Annotated in this window: 12 protein-coding genes; 5 read left to right on the top strand and 7 right to left on the bottom strand. The window is 71.4% G+C overall.

The annotated features are described in order from the left end of the window. Positions 1–73: 73 nt before the first annotated feature. Positions 74–1,366 (bottom strand): ferric reductase-like transmembrane domain-containing protein, encoded by a 1,293-nt coding sequence (locus tag ACFYZQ_RS17495; RefSeq protein ID WP_389147879.1) that lies wholly within the window; start codon positions 1,364–1,366, stop codon positions 74–76. Positions 1,367–1,627: 261 nt separating this feature from the next. Here ACFYZQ_RS17495 and ACFYZQ_RS17490 point away from each other — a divergent pair, with 261 nt between their 5' ends. Both ACFYZQ_RS17490 and ACFYZQ_RS17485 read left to right on the top strand, forming a co-directional pair. Further along, entirely contained in the window at positions 1,628–2,647 is a 1,020-nt protein-coding gene (locus ACFYZQ_RS17490; RefSeq protein WP_389147876.1) for a LacI family DNA-binding transcriptional regulator, read from the top strand. Between the two features lie 39 nt (positions 2,648–2,686). Beyond that, the gene (locus ACFYZQ_RS17485; protein ID WP_389147873.1) at positions 2,687–3,640 is read left to right on the top strand and encodes a pseudouridine synthase; all 954 of its coding nucleotides are present in this window, start codon (positions 2,687–2,689) and stop codon (positions 3,638–3,640) included. Positions 3,641–3,667: 27 nt separating this feature from the next. Here the strand turns inward: ACFYZQ_RS17485 and ACFYZQ_RS17480 are convergent, their stop codons facing one another. From ACFYZQ_RS17480 to ACFYZQ_RS17455, 6 genes are all read right to left on the bottom strand, one after another. Beyond that, complete coding sequence (locus ACFYZQ_RS17480) at positions 3,668–5,167, bottom strand: cytochrome P450 (protein ID WP_389147870.1); 1,500 nt, start codon at positions 5,165–5,167, stop codon at positions 3,668–3,670. Between the two features lie 50 nt (positions 5,168–5,217). Further along, entirely contained in the window at positions 5,218–5,838 is a 621-nt protein-coding gene (locus ACFYZQ_RS17475) for an ATP/GTP-binding protein (protein ID WP_388794727.1), read from the bottom strand. After that, entirely contained in the window at positions 5,819–6,232 is a 414-nt protein-coding gene (locus ACFYZQ_RS17470; protein ID WP_389147867.1) for a DUF742 domain-containing protein, read from the bottom strand. The genes ACFYZQ_RS17475 and ACFYZQ_RS17470 overlap by 20 nt, the downstream gene beginning before the upstream one ends. Further along, entirely contained in the window at positions 6,229–6,636 is a 408-nt protein-coding gene (locus tag ACFYZQ_RS17465) for a roadblock/LC7 domain-containing protein (protein WP_388794733.1), read from the bottom strand. Before ACFYZQ_RS17465 ends, ACFYZQ_RS17470 begins: the two co-directional genes overlap by 4 nt. Beyond that, positions 6,633–8,255, bottom strand: coding sequence for a sensor histidine kinase (locus tag ACFYZQ_RS17460; RefSeq protein ID WP_389147864.1), 1,623 nt, complete (start codon positions 8,253–8,255; stop codon positions 6,633–6,635). Before ACFYZQ_RS17460 ends, ACFYZQ_RS17465 begins: the two co-directional genes overlap by 4 nt. Before the next feature lie 323 nt (positions 8,256–8,578). Then, positions 8,579–9,205 (bottom strand): TetR/AcrR family transcriptional regulator, encoded by a 627-nt coding sequence (locus ACFYZQ_RS17455; protein ID WP_389147862.1) that lies wholly within the window; start codon positions 9,203–9,205, stop codon positions 8,579–8,581. 171 nt (positions 9,206–9,376) lie between these two features. On the opposite strand from ACFYZQ_RS17455, the gene ACFYZQ_RS17450 reads away from it, so the two are divergent. Genes ACFYZQ_RS17450 through ACFYZQ_RS17440 form a run of 3 tightly spaced genes read left to right on the top strand, consistent with a single transcriptional unit; the run spans position 9,377 to position 14,315 of the window. Beyond that, positions 9,377–10,201, top strand: coding sequence for an urea amidolyase associated protein UAAP1 (locus ACFYZQ_RS17450; protein ID WP_389147859.1), 825 nt, complete (start codon positions 9,377–9,379; stop codon positions 10,199–10,201). Continuing rightward, a complete protein-coding gene (locus tag ACFYZQ_RS17445; protein WP_389147856.1) occupies positions 10,198–10,809 on the top strand; it encodes an urea amidolyase associated protein UAAP2 in 612 nt (203 codons plus the stop codon). Before ACFYZQ_RS17450 ends, ACFYZQ_RS17445 begins: the two co-directional genes overlap by 4 nt. Further along, a complete protein-coding gene (locus ACFYZQ_RS17440) occupies positions 10,806–14,315 on the top strand; it encodes a 5-oxoprolinase/urea amidolyase family protein (protein ID WP_389147853.1) in 3,510 nt (1,169 codons plus the stop codon). Before ACFYZQ_RS17445 ends, ACFYZQ_RS17440 begins: the two co-directional genes overlap by 4 nt. Positions 14,316–14,322 lie beyond the last annotated feature (7 nt).

Below are 14,322 nucleotides of genomic sequence, written 5' to 3'. Positions count from 1 at the left end.
GTCCGCCGCTCGTCGCCGTAGCGGCGGACCCTGGGCGCCCTGACGGACCTCAGGTCCACGCCGATCCCATGCGTCAGGCCAGGCCGAACCGCTCGGCGTGCACTTGCCGGTGGGGAACCTCCAGCGCGCGCAAGGCGCTGAGTACGGCCGAGGTCATCGGCGGCGGGCCGCAGACATACACGTCGCGTTCGGCTATGTCGGGCACCAGGGCACGGAGACTGTCCGGCTCGAAAGGCGATCTCCCCTCCCCCCTGCGGCCGGTGAGGAGGTGCAGCCGCCCGCCGCGGTCGGCGACCAGGTCCCGTACCTCGTCGGCCAACACGGCGTCGTGCTCGCTGCGCACCCGGTGGAGCACGACGACGTCGCCGGCCGACTCCTCCTCCAGCAGGGCTCGAATCGGTGTGATACCGACTCCTCCGGCGATCAGCAGCGCACCGGACCGCGTTCGGTGCAGCGAGGTGAACGCCCCGTACGGGCCCTCGACGAACGCACGGCTCCCGATCGGTACGTTCCGCAGGCCGGCGCTGGCTCTGCCGACCGCCTTGGCGGTCAGCCTCAGCGTGCGGCCGTCGGGTGCCGCCGACAGCGAGAACGGATTGGCCAGCCACCAGTGGTGGTGCCCGGGGAACCGCCAGATGCAGAACTGTCCGGCTCGCGCCGGCAGCCTGTCGAGGTGGCGTCCGGCGACGTGCACCGACACGACGTCGTCCGACTCCTGCACCACCGCCACGACGCGGAATCGGTGATAGGCGTTGCGCCACAGGGGCATGACGATCCGCCCGGTGACCAGGGCGCCGAACGCGAACAGCCACAGGGCCCACCAGTAGATTCTCGCGGGCGCGGAAGAGCTGAAGGTCGTCGTCTCCCGCAACTGGTGGACGAACGCCAGCCCCAACGCCAGGTAGAGCAGCAGATGCAGGCCGTGCCAGGTCTCGTAGCGCAGCCGCTGTCTCACGTACCGGGCGGAGACCGCGGCGACCACGACGACGATCGCCGCGGCGCACATCCCGAGCAGGGAGGCCGGAACGCCGGCCAGCGAGGAAAACGTCTTCCCCACCGATGTGTCACCGAGCCGCGCGTAGCCCAGGATCACCAGCACGGCATGGGCGAGGATGGTCCACAACAGGGTGAAGCCGACCCACCGGTGCCACACCGTCAACCTGTCCATGCCGATACGGCGGTCGAGCCACGGCAGCCGGGCCACCAGCAGCAGCTGGAACAGCATCAGCACGGCGGCGTGCAGGCCGAAGAACTTGGCGACCGTGAGCACCCCGTTCTTGCCGCTCCCGGCGCTGAGGAACAGGAATTCGAGGATCACGAAGTTGGTGATGACAAACGTCCACAGCGCCCAGCGCGCCGCGACCACCGGAGGTATGGTGCCTTGCCGCACCTGTGTATGCGTCGCCTCCACCGTTTCCCCTTTTTTCTCGATGTGACGCGTTCGCGCCCGGCGCCCCGAGAAGTCACGAGAACCCGAGCGCCCTTCTTGTCGGCCCGCCGACCAGGCCGCCGTCGCCGGGTACGCTGATTGATTAAGTTCTTAACCACAAGCCCTCATGGGGCCGTTGGGGTACATGGGGTGCGCATGACGAGCTCGCGTGTCTGGCGGCGACCCACGCTGGATGCCGTGGCCGCACGTGCTGGAGTGTCGACGGCCACGGTGTCGAATGCGCTCAACGGCAACGGACGGCTGTCCGAGGCGACCAGGCAACGCGTGCTGGTCGCGGCGCGCGAACTCGGTTACGCCCCGGCCACCCGGGCCCGAGCCCTGGCTCGCGGCGGCACCGGAGTGCTCGGCCTGACCATGACCGCGTACGGCGACCTTCCCGTTCCGTACACCGAGATCCCGTACTACGCGCAGCTGACGCTGGCCGCCATGGCGGCGGCGCACGAGCGGGGCTACCTGCTCCAGGTGATGCCGAGTTCCATGTCATCGTGGATGTGGCTCAACACGCCGATGGACGGCGTCATCCACGTCTCCCCGCGCGCGGACGACCCGGTGCGTTCCATCCTGCGGGAGCGTGGCACACCGATGGTCTGCGAAGGCCGGCCGCCCGCACCGCACTGGTACGACGCATGGGTGGACGCCGACTGCGAGGCGGCCCTGAGGCTGCTGCTCGAGCACCTGGCGGAATCCGGCGCCCGGCACGTCGGGCTCTCTCTGCCCCTGCACGACGACGCGTACCCGAGCCTGATCGCGCAGGCCTACCGGTCCTGGTGCGACGACCACCGCATGCCCGCCCTTGTGGAGGAGTACGCCACCCTGCCCGACTACTTCACGGCCGAACAGGACGCGGTGAGTCGACTGCTCCACCGGGATCCGAGACCGGAGGCCGTGATCGGCGTCTACTCCGACTCCGGTCACAACATCCTCGCCGCCGCCCGTCGGCACGGCCTTCGGGTACCGCGGGATCTGTTGGTGGCGTGCGTCAGCGAGGACCCGGAGTACGCGAGCACAACTCCGCCGGTCACCACCGTCAGCCTCCGTCCGGACCGGGTGGGTGACGAAGCGGTCGATCTGCTCATCGCTGTCATCAACGCCCGCAGCGGTGTGGACCGGCGTCGGCTCGTGCCACCGGTGCTGCTCCCTCGACGGTCCACCCGACGCCCGACGGCTGCCCCCCGGAGAAGGGGCCGCCCGGAGTGATGCCGGCCACGGCAGCCCAGCGCCTACGCTGGTGCCCTGATGAGACGCAAGACCCGGATCCCACCCGCTCCCCTGCCGCAGCGCCACGGGGTCGACCCGGTACGGGTCCGGCTGCCCTTCGACGGGCCGTGGACCACGGTGGGCGAGCACCTGGTGGAGCGGCTCAGCGGGGCGGGGCCCGGGGTGGTACGGGGGATGCTGGACACGGGGCTGGTCGTCGGGGCCGACGGGCGGGCAGTGGCCGCCGACGCACCGTATGCGCCGGGGATGTACGTCTGGTTCCACCGGGAGCTGCCCGAGGAGGTGCCGGTGCCGTTCCCGCTGGAGGTCGTGCACCGCGACGAGCGGATCGTCGTCGTGGACAAGCCGCACTTCCTCGCCACGACACCGCGCGGCAGCCATGTCGCCGAGACCGCGCTGGCCCGGTTGCGGTGCGAGCTCGGTCTGCCGACGCTGACGGCGGCGCACCGCCTGGACCGGCTGACGGCCGGGCTGGTGCTCTTCACGGTGCGGCCCGAGGACCGCGGCGCCTACCAGTCGCTGTTCCGCGACCGGCGGATGCACAAGGAGTACGAGGCCGTGGCCCCGTACGTCCCCGGTCTGGCCCTGCCCCGCACCGTGCGCAGCCGGATCCTCAAGGAGCGGGGAGTGCCGGCGGCGCGGGAGGTGTCGGGCGAGCCCAACGCGGTGACCCGGGTGGAACTGGTCGAGCACCGGGAGCGGGACGGGCTGGGCCGGTACCGGCTCCTCCCGGCCACCGGGCAGACGCATCAGCTGCGGGTGCACATGAGCGCCCTTGGTCTGCCGCTTCTCGGGGATCCGCTGTATCCGGAGGTGACCGCCCCCGTGCCGGCCGGTGATTTCCGGCGTCCGCTGCAACTGCTCGCCCGGAGGCTGGAGTTCACCGATCCGGTCACGGGGGTGGAGCACCGCTTCGTCAGCGGTCGGACCCTGCAGGCCTGGTCGTCGCCTGCGGAGTGGGCCGCCGGGTAGGCGGTACGACGCCCGCTGAGTGCCCGGTCAGTGGCGGCGCCACCAGCGCTTGACGCGCTGCCACACGCCGATCCGACGGGCGGGTTCGGCGGCGGGCGGCGCGGGCTGTGGTGCCGCCGACACGGGCTCCGGCACGGCTTCCGCAGCGGGCACGGGGGGCGGCGTGGGCTCCGTGCGGGTGGTGCCGATCTCCCAGGTGGCGCGCTGCGGCGGGATCGGCGCGGGGCTCGGTTTGAGCGTCACGTCCTGCTGCGGCTTGGGCTCGAAGCGCACCGGCAGTTCCACCAGGTGCCGTGAGGCGATCGACGACCTCCAGCGCAGCTCCTCCTCGGCGCAGTCGAGCTGGACGTCCGGCAACCGCGTGAGCAGCGCGTCGACACCGACGTCGGCGATGGCACGGCCGATGTCCTGTCCGGGGCACTCGTGCGGACCGCCGCCGAAGGCGAGGTGGGAGCGGTTGCCCTGCATGTTGGCGGACAGGTCGGGGCGCACCCGTGGGTCGACGTTGCCCGGCGCGGGGGCGAACAGCAGCCCGTCGCCCGCGCGGATGCGCTGGCCGCCCAGCTCCGTGTCCTGCTTGGCGAAGTAGCCGAGGACGGCGCTGAACGGCGGCTCGTCCCACAGGGACTGCTCGACCGCCTCGGGCACCGTCATCTGGCCGCCGTTGAGCTGGGCCCGGAAGCCCGGCTCGGTGAGGACCATGCGCAGCGCGTTGGCGAGGAGGTTGGTGGTGGCCTCGTAGGCCGCGAAGAGCACCAGGCGCAGGTGCTCCCGGACCTCGTCGTCGGTCAGCCTCGCCGGGTGGGCGATGAGATGGCTGGTGAAGTCCTCGTCCGGCCGGGCCCGGCGGCGGCTGGTGAGCCGGCTGAGCGCGTCCATGACGTAGCTGTGGCTGGCGATGGCGGTCTCGGTGCCCTTGAGCGCGTCGCGTGCGGACTGCACCATGCGGTCGTTGAACTCCTCGGGCATGCCGAGGATCTCGCACATCACCGCCATCGGCAGGTGTTCGGCGAACTGGCCGACGAGGTCGGCGCGGCCCTCACCACAGAACTCGTTGACCAGCACCTGGGTGTAGCGGCCGATGTGGCGCCGGATGCCGCGGTGGTCGATGGTCGACATGGCGCCCGTGACGGCCGCCCGCAGCCGCTGGTGCTCGTCGCCCTCCGCGTGCGAGCAGATGGGCTGCCAGGCGATGTGCGGCATCAGCGGGTGGTCGGGCTTGACCATGCCTTCGAGCAGCGGGGTCCAGATGCGGCTGTCCCGGGTGAACTGCGAGGGGCTGCGCACCATGTGCAGGTTCTCGGTGTGTCCGAGGACCACCCAGATCGGCACGTCGTCGTGCAGCAGCACCGGTGCGACGGGTCCGTGTTCCGCGCGCAGCTTCTCGTACAGCTCGCCCAGGTCGTCCGCGCCCGAGCCGTACAGGCGGTGCAGTCCCCCGGGCCCGAGCCCGTGCGCGGGGCAGCCGGGGGGCGGGCCGAGCGTGGGGTCGTCCGTGCCGGCCGGGGAGTGGGGTTCAGGCGTCACAGTGGTCGCTCCGAGAGGGATGGATCCGGGGTGGGGGTGGTCTGGTGGGTTCAGGTGAGGGCGCCGGTCATGGCGAGCGAGTGCAGGAAGCGCATGAGGGTCATGAGCGTGTCCCGACTGGAGGCCCGGCGGCGGGCGTCGCACTCCACGATGGGGATCTCCGGTGGCAGGTCCAGCGCGGTGCGCAGTTCGTCCATGGGGTAACGAGGCGCGTCGGGGAAGGAGTTGACGGCGACGACGAAGGGCACGCCGCGGTCCTCGAGCCGCCCTATGACGTCGAAGCTGACCTCGAGACGGCGGGTGTCGACGAGGACGACCGCACCGAGAGCGCCCTCGAAGAGACCGTTCCACAGGAACCAGAAGCGTTCCTGGCCGGGCGTGCCGAAGAGGTAGAGCACCAGCTTGTCGGTGATGCTGATGCGGCCGAAGTCCATGGCCACTGTGGTGGCCGTCTTGGACTCGGAGCCGTAGTTGTCGTCGATCCCGATGCCGGCCTGGGTCATCGTCTCTTCGGTGGTCAGCGGTCTGATCTCGCTGACGGAGCCGACCATGGTGGTCTTACCGACTCCGAAGCCGCCCACGATCACGATCTTCACGGCGGCCTGGGCCGTGTGCGGCAGATGGTCCTCGGCGCGGGGGCCCGGGATGGTGTCAGAGCTTTTGAAGTCCATGCATCACTGCTTCGAGGAGTGAACGGTCGGGTAGTGCCTGGCGGACGATCGGGGCGCGTGCCTGCACCAGTTCCGCCGTGATCATCTCGGTGATCAGTACGGTCATCGCGCTGAACGGCAGGTTGAGGTAGGCGGAGAGTTCGGCCACGGAGAGGGGGGAGGCGCAGAGCCGGAGGAGTGCCGCCTGTTCCGGCGGGACGGACGGCGGTGGGTCGGCGCGCGCCACGATCAAGGTCACCAGGTCCATCTCGGCGCGTCCCCCGTCGGCGGTGCCGGTGATGACGTACAACCGCTCGGGGTTCTTCTTGGTCGTGCCCGTCTCCCCGCCCGCCTCGGTTGGTTGCTGCAGCGGTTCCTGTCCCGGGGGGCGCCGTTTGCGTTGCGGAGGAGTCATACGGTCTGCCCGTTCCGCCGGGGCGGACTGGTGAGGTGGGCGCCGATACGGACGACGAGGTCGCGCATCATGCCGCTCATCCGACCGGGCTCGCAGACCACGTCGGCGAGGACCGCCAGGTAGGCGTTGGCGCCGGCGGCCATCAGATAGAAGTAACCGCCGTCGATCTCGATGACGACCAGTTTCATGTCGCCGTCGCTGCCGGGCAGTTCCTGGGCGACGGCGCCCGCCAGACTCTGCACGCCGGCGCAGGCCGCGGCGACGCGGTCGGCGGCGTCGGGGTCGCCGCCGTGGCGGGCGATGCGCAGTCCGTCGGCGGAGAGCACCACGATCATCTCGATGCCCGGTACACCGTCGGCGAGCTCCTTGAGCATCCAGTCGAAGTTCGCTCGCTGCTGGATCACTTGGGGTCCCCCTCGTCGCCGGCCTCGGTGCGGTCGGCCGAATCGTTGATCAGGTGCAGGTACGCGGTCGGGTTCCGCGTGAAGTCCGTCGGATGGCCCGGGTTGTCCTTCTTGAGGCCCTCCCAGAAGGCCTCGACCCACAGTCCGGGTTCGCGGTCGTCCTTCTTCTTCTCCGGCTCGGGTTCGGGCTTGTGCTGCGACCAGATGGTGGGCTTGCCCTCGCGTTCGGCCTGCTCGATGGCGGCCTGTTCGGCGAGCCGCCGGCTGAGCGGGATCTTCATCCTGCTGCGGCGCTGCGGCAGGCCGCCGGCGGTCCACTCGGTGACCTCGGGGACGTCGTCCTCCATGGAGATCCCCGCGGGGATGCGCGGACTGGTGGGGCGCCGCTTCTTGGGTGCGCGCTTGGGGCCCTCGAGCGCGCCCAGCTCGGCCTTGGGCACGGCGGTGGCGCCGATGCCGTGGGCGAGGCCGGGGGCGGGCTCGGTGGTCATCATGCTGCGGGGCACGATGAGGACGGCGCGGACGCCGCCGTATGCGGAGGACCGCAGCGAGACCTGCATGTCGTACGTCGAGCAGAGCCGGCCGACGACGGCCAGCCCCAGACGCGGGGTGGTGCCGAGGGTCTGCAGGTCGACGCCCGCCTTGGCCGCCTCCAGCATGTTCTCGATTCGGGCGCGGGACTCCTCGTTGAGGCTGACCCCTGCGTCCTCGATCTCGATGGCGACGCCGGTCTGCACCTCGGTGGCGGTGACGTGCACCTTGGTCTGCGGCGGTGAGTAGCGGGTGGCGTTGTCGAGCAGTTCGGCCGCTGCGTGGATGACCGGTTCCACACAGGTGCCCTTGATGTTGACGTGGGCGATGGAGGCCAGGTCGATCCGGCGGTACTCGAGGATCCGGGACATGGCACCGCGCAGCACGCTGTAGAGGGCCACGGGGTTGGGCCACTGACGGCCGGGACGGCCGCCGCCGAGGACGGAGATGGAGTCGGCGAGACGTCCGATCAGCGCGGTGCCGTGGTCGATGCGCAGGAGGTCGTCGAAGACCTCGGGGTTGCGGCCGTGGTCCTCCTCCATCTCGCGCAGTTCGTTGGCCTGCTGGTGGACGATGGCCTGGACGCGGCGGGCGATGTTCACGAACGCCTGCTGCGCGGCGTCGCGCGCCGTCTCCTCCTCGTCCACGACCTTCAGCAGGGTCTTGAGCAGGTCGCGCAGGGTGTCGGGGAGGTGGCGCAGGTCCGGGTCCGCGTCGAGAACCTTGTGCACCACCTCTCTCGGGGGCTCTCCGGCGCGCAGCCGGTACAGCGCGGTCGGCACGATCTCCGTGCGGAAGTGGTGGAGATCGGCTTCGTGGGCGGCCAGCCGCCGTTCCAGATACGCGGCGTGACGGGCGTGTTCCGCCCGCACCTCACGGAGCTTGCGACCGCGGCGCACCGCTTCGGCCGCCGCCGCGATCACCAGCAGTGTGGCGACGGCGCCGCACAGGCCGACCGCGGTCCGGGCCGGCGCCGCGACCACGGCGACGGCGGCTCCGGTCGCCGCGGCCATCAGTATGACCGGCAGCAACAGCACGCGGGCGTAGGACAGTTCGCGGCCACCGGGAGGCGGTTGAACACTCACCATGGATGCCTTCTGTGACGAATCTGCGGGGTGTCGGGGGAGTTTTCCTGGGGAAGATTCATGGAGCAGTCTGGATCTTCGTCATGTTTGAGAACAAGCGCACGAATTCACCTCAACCCGGTGCGCCGCGGGCGAGCCTAGTCCGACCGGATCATCGCTGTGTCATATTCGGCGAGTGCCTGAAATCACCCTGGGGAGAGGAGTACGCTCAGCACCATTTGCACACACAGGAAACATTCGCACACGAAGCGTGACCGAGCACAGGCGTACGAAGATAACTCACCGTAACGAGTGAAGAGCCGCTCGAGCGGTGACGGGGCGTCCGCTCAGATGCCGGTGATACGCAGCGCCGCGTCCGCGGTGGCGCGGGCGAACTCCGAGGCGGTCCGGTCCGGTTCGGAGCGGTGCACCAGGATGACACCCTCGATCAGTCCGAAGACCAGATCGGTCCGCAGTTCCAGCTCACTCTTGGCGAGTACCGCACCGGCAGCCGTCGCGGCGATCAACTGCCGGTAGGCGTCCTTGAGTTCGGCACGTACGGCATGGAAGCCGGCGAACCGCTCGGCGCGCACCTCGGGCAGCAGGTAGAGCCCACCGAGGTTGTACGGGCCCGCGCACAGCAGTTCCACGTCGGTACGGCACAGCTCCCACAGCCGGTCCCCGGCCGGGCGCGCGTCGTCCGCGAGCAGCTCACGGGCGCACGCCAGGGAGGGCGCCACGGTGGACTCCAGGAGCTCGGCCAGCAGCTCCTCCTTGCCCGAGACGTAGTGGTACATGGACGCCTGCCGCATCCCCGCACGCTCGGCCACGGCGCGGGTGGTGGTGGCCGCGTATCCGCGGGTGGTGAACAACTCCGCCGCGGCGCGGAGCAGTTCGGCCCGCGGCTCCAGTCCGCTCTCCGGCCGCTGCGTGGCCCGCGGCCGGCCGACCCGGCGCCCGCTGCTGGTCCCCATGCGTTCGATCCTCGCACACGGCGCCGCCGGGCGATCTCCGTGAGGGCCCGGTAACCCGTCGGCAACGCCGGGGCAATCCCCCCGACCCGCCCCGCCCCTAATTTCTGTCGCACGACAGAAATGCGTACGGACGTGACAGTCACACCGCCAGCCGGAAGCCGGAGGTCCCCGATGCCGACAGCGACCACTCACGGAGCCCGGGCCCATGCACGGGCCCAGGCAGGAACACGCGCCGAGGCCATGCCCGTGGTACCGGCCCAGGAGTGGCCCGCGCCGCCCTGCGAGGCGGGCCACCTGGTGTGGGCGGAGACCGTCGCGGGCGGCAACTACACGCACCGTGTCCTCGCACGCGGCACCGAGCTGCGGCTGACCGACCTGCACGGCGACGCGTGCGCCCACCTGCTGCTGTACGCCGCCGACCGCCCCTGGGAGCGGCTGAACGTCGCCGACACCGTCAAGGTGCAGTGGAACGCCTACCTGGGTGCGGGGCAACTGCTGCTGTCCGACCAGGGCCGCGTCCTCGCCTCCGTCGTCACCGACACCTCGGAACGGCACGACGCGCTGTGCGGCACCTCCACCCTCGTACGCAACACCGACCGGTACGGCGACGGCACCCCGCAGTCCGCGTCGCCCGCCGGCCGTGAGCTGTTCAAGCTGGCCGCCGCGAAGAACGGCCTCGGACCGCGCGACCTGCCGCCGTCGCTCTCCTTCTTCCAGGGAGTCCGGGTCCGCAGCGACGGCGCGCTGGACTTCACCGGCTCGGCCGGCCCCGGCGGCAGTGTCACCCTGCGCGCCGAGCAGGACGTGACCGTGCTCATCGCCAACGTCCCGCACCCGGCCGACCCCCGCGCCGACTACGTCAGCACCCCGCTGGAGGTCCTCGCCTGGCGGGCCGCGCCCACCGCGCCGGGCGACCCGCTGTGGGAGGCCACCCCCGAAGGCCGCCGCGCCTTCCTCAACACCGCCGAATTCCTCACCGCGAGGGGGCTCGTATGAAGACCGTCGTCCCGGCCCGCGCCGCGTGGTCGTCCCTCGTCCGCACCGGCGACACGCTCACCATCACCGACCTGCACGGCAACCAGGCCGTCGACTTCCTGGTGTTCGACGCCCACGACACGGCGGTCCGCTACAGCGCCCCCGACACCATCCAGGCCCAGGGCGGCATCTTCCTCACCACGGGCAGTGTGCTCATGTCCAACGAGCACACCCCGCTGATGACCGTGACCGCCGACGACGTGGGCCGCCACGACACGGTCGGCGGCGCCTGCTCCAAGGAGTCCAACACCCTGCGCTACGGCCACCACACCTGGTCGCAGCACGCGTGCGTGGACAACTTCCTCGCCGAGGGCGCGAAGTACGGCCTCGGCAAACGCGACCTCGTCTCCAACATCAACTGGTACATGAACGTGCCCGTGGAGAAGGACGGCACCCTCGGCATCGTCGACGGCATCTCGGCACCGGGGCTCTCACTGACCCTGCGCGCCGAACGGGACGTCCTGGTCCTCGTCTCCAACTGCCCGCAGATCAACAACCCCTGCAACGGCTTCCAGCCGACGGCGGTGGAGATGACGATCGGAACCGCGGCCGAAGGGGACGGCGCATGAGCTTCGACACCCTGCTGGTCGCCAACCGCGGCGAGATAGCCGTCCGGATCATCCGCACGGCCCGGGAACTGGGACTGCGGACCGTGGCCGTGTACTCCGACCCGGACCGGTCGGCTCCGCATGTCCGGCTGGCCGACGAAACGGTACGGCTCGGGCCCGCGCCCGCCAAGGAGTCGTACCTCGACGCCGACCTGGTCCTGAAGGCGGCCAAGGACACCGGCGCGGGCGCGATCCACCCCGGCTACGGCTTCCTGTCCGAGGACGCGGCCTTCGCCCGGCGCTGCGAGGACGCCGGGATCGTCTTCGTGGGCCCCACACCGGAGCAGCTGGAGCTGTTCGGTGCCAAGCACACCGCACGGGCGGCGGCCGCGGCGGCAGGGGTTCCGCTCGCGCCGGGCACCGGACTGCTGACCTCGGTGACCGAGGCCCTCGAGGCGGCAGGGCGGATCGGCTACCCGGTGATGCTCAAGGCGACCGGCGGAGGCGGCGGCATCGGCATGTCGGCCTGCCGCTCCGCCGACGAGCTGACCGAGGCCTGGGAGCGGGTGCAACGCGTCGCGGCCGCCTCCTTCTCCTCCGCCGGGGTCTTCCTGGAACGGCTGGTCGAGCACGCCCGCCACGTCGAGGTGCAGGTCTTCGGCGACGGCACGGGCCGGGTGGTGACCTTCGGCGACCGCGACTGCTCCCTGCAGCGCCGCAACCAGAAGGTGGTCGAGGAGGCCCCGGCTCCGGGCCTGCCCGACCACGTCCGCGCCCGGCTCGCGGACTCCGCCCGCCGGTTGTGCGCCTCCGTCGGCTACCGCTCCGCCGGCACGGTCGAATTCGTGTACGACGCCGCCCGCGAGGAGGCCTTCTTCCTGGAGGTCAACACGCGCCTGCAGGTGGAGCACCCGGTCACCGAGGAGGTCTACGGCGTCGACCTGGTCGCCTGGATGCTGCGCCTGGCGCGCGACGAGCCGGACGTCGTCCGCGACCCGGGGCCGCCCCGCGGACACGCCGTCGAGGCACGCCTGTACGCGGAGGACCCCTCCCGGGACCACCGGCCCAGTGCCGGACTGCTGACGCGGGTGGAGTTCCCGGGCGGGGTGCGCGTCGACGGCTGGGTGGAGACGGGCACCGAGGTGACCACGTCGTACGACCCGATGCTCGCGAAGGTCGTCGCCCACGGCCCCGACCGGGAACACGCCCTGCGGCGGCTGGAGGAGGCCCTGTCCCGCACCCGTGTCGACGGCATCGAGACGAACCTGGGCCTGCTCCGGGAGGCGCTCGCACACCCCGGCTTCCGTGCGGCGGACCACTCGACGGCGACCCTGGCAACCGTGACCGACCCGACGCCCCGGATCGAGGTGGTCTCCGGCGGAACGCTCACCACCGTGCAGGACTGGCCGGGCCGCACCGGATACTGGCAGGTCGGGGTGCCGCCGTCCGGCCCGATGGACGACCTGTCCTTCCGCCTCGGCAACCGTGCGCTGGGCAACCCGGAAGGCGCTCCCGGCCTCGAATGCACCCTGCGTGGCCCGTCACTGCGGTTCAGCCACGCCACGACCGTGTGCGTGACCGGCGCACCGGCCACGGCCACCGTCGACGGCAGGCCCGTCCCCCAGTGGGAGCCGGTCACGGTCCCCGCGGGCGCCGTCCTCGAGGTCGGCGCTCCGGACGCCTGCGGTCTGCGGACGTACGTGCTGTTCGCGGGCGGCGGCCTGGACGTGCCGGCGTTCCTCGGCAGCGCGAGCACCTTCACCCTGGGCCGGTTCGGCGGGCACGGCGGCCGGGCGCTGCGCACCGGTGACGTGCTGCACGGCGGCACCGTCACCGAGGGCACCCCGGTGGCCGAGCGGCCCGGCTTCACCACCGAGTGGCACATCGGCGCCGTGGAAGGCCCGCACGCGGCACCGGAGTTCTTCACCGAGGACGACGTCCACGACTTCTACGCCGCCGACTGGAAGGTCCACTTCAACTCCGCCCGCACCGGGGTCCGTCTGGTCGGCCCCAAGCCGCGCTGGGCACGCTCGGACGGCGGCGAGGCCGGCCTGCATCCGTCCAACATCCACGACACCCCGTACTCCGTGGGCGCCGTCGACTACACCGGGGACATGCCGGTGCTGCTCGGCCCGGACGGCCCCTCGCTCGGCGGGTTCGTGTGCCCGGCGACGGTGCTGAGCTCCGAGCGGTGGAAGCTGGGCCAGCTACGCCCGGGCGACACGGTCCGCTTCCGGCCCGTGGACGTGGACGGCGCACCGCGCGCCGGTATCGTCGACGGCGGTGTCCTCGCGCGGGACGGTGACGTGACGTTCCGCCGCAGCGGGGACGACAACCTGCTGGTCGAGTTCGGCCCGATGCAGTTGGACCTGGCCCTGCGGATGCGGGTCCACGCCCTGATGGAGGCGGTGGCCGAGGCAGGCCTCGCGGGCGTCACCGACCTCACCCCCGGCATCCGCTCCCTCCAGATCCGGACGGACCCGGCGCGCCTGCCCCTGAGCGATCTCCTCGCGGCCGTACGGCGGATGGCGTCCTCCCTCCCGCCCACGGACGAGCTGACCGTCCCCTCCCGCACCGTCCACCTCCCTCTGTCCTGGGACGACCCGGCCACGCGCGAGGCGATCGCCCGCTACATGGCCGGGGTCCGCGACGACGCACCCTGGTGCCCGTGGAACATCGAGTTCATCCGCCGCGTCAACGGCCTGGACACGGCCGCGGACGTCTACGACACGGTGTTCGCCGCGGAGTACCTGGTCCTGGGCCTCGGCGACGTCTACCTGGGCGCCCCGGTGGCGACTCCGCTCGACCCCCGCCACCGCCTGGTGACGACGAAATACAATCCGGCGCGCACCTGGACGGCGGAGAACTCGGTCGGCATCGGCGGGGCCTATCTCTGCGTATACGGCATGGAGGGTCCGGGCGGCTACCAGTTCGTGGGCCGGACCACACAGGTGTGGTCCCCGTGGCAGCAGCGCGGCGCGTTCGAGCCGGGCTCGCCCTGGCTGCTGCGCTTCTTCGACCGGATCCGCTGGTACCCGGTCGGCGCGGACGAACTCCTCGACCTGCGCGCCGACATCACCTCCGGCCGCTTCGTGCCGCGTATCGAGGAGGGCACCTTCTCGCTGGCGGACCACCAGACCTTCCTGGCCGAACACGCGGATTCCATAGGGGCGTTCAGACGGCGCCAGCAGTCCGCGTTCGCCGCGGAGCGGAACGCGTGGGAGGCGGCGGGCGAGTTCGCGCGGGCCCAGGCCGCAGCGGCACCGCCCGCTCCCCCGGCCGCGGTGAGCGTCCCACCGGGCGGACACCTGGTGGAGGCCGAGTTCGCGGCGTCCGTGTGGCAGGTGCACGTGTCCCCGGGCGACGCGGTGACGGCGGGTCAGCCGCTGCTCGCGCTGGAGGCGATGAAGATGGAGTCCAGGGTGCACGCGCCGATCACCGGCGTCGTCGCGGAGGTCCTGGCCGGGCCGGGCGACCAGGTGGAGGCGGGAACGGCACTGGTCGTCCTGGCCCCGGCCGCGAACTGAGGGAGGA

The sequence above is a fragment of the Streptomyces sp. NPDC001843 genome, from assembly GCF_042891955.1.
In the GTDB taxonomy this organism is placed as follows: domain Bacteria; phylum Actinomycetota; class Actinomycetes; order Streptomycetales; family Streptomycetaceae; genus Streptomyces.
The sequence above is the reverse complement of the archived record's forward strand: the minus strand, read 5'-3'. Positions and strand labels throughout refer to the sequence as shown.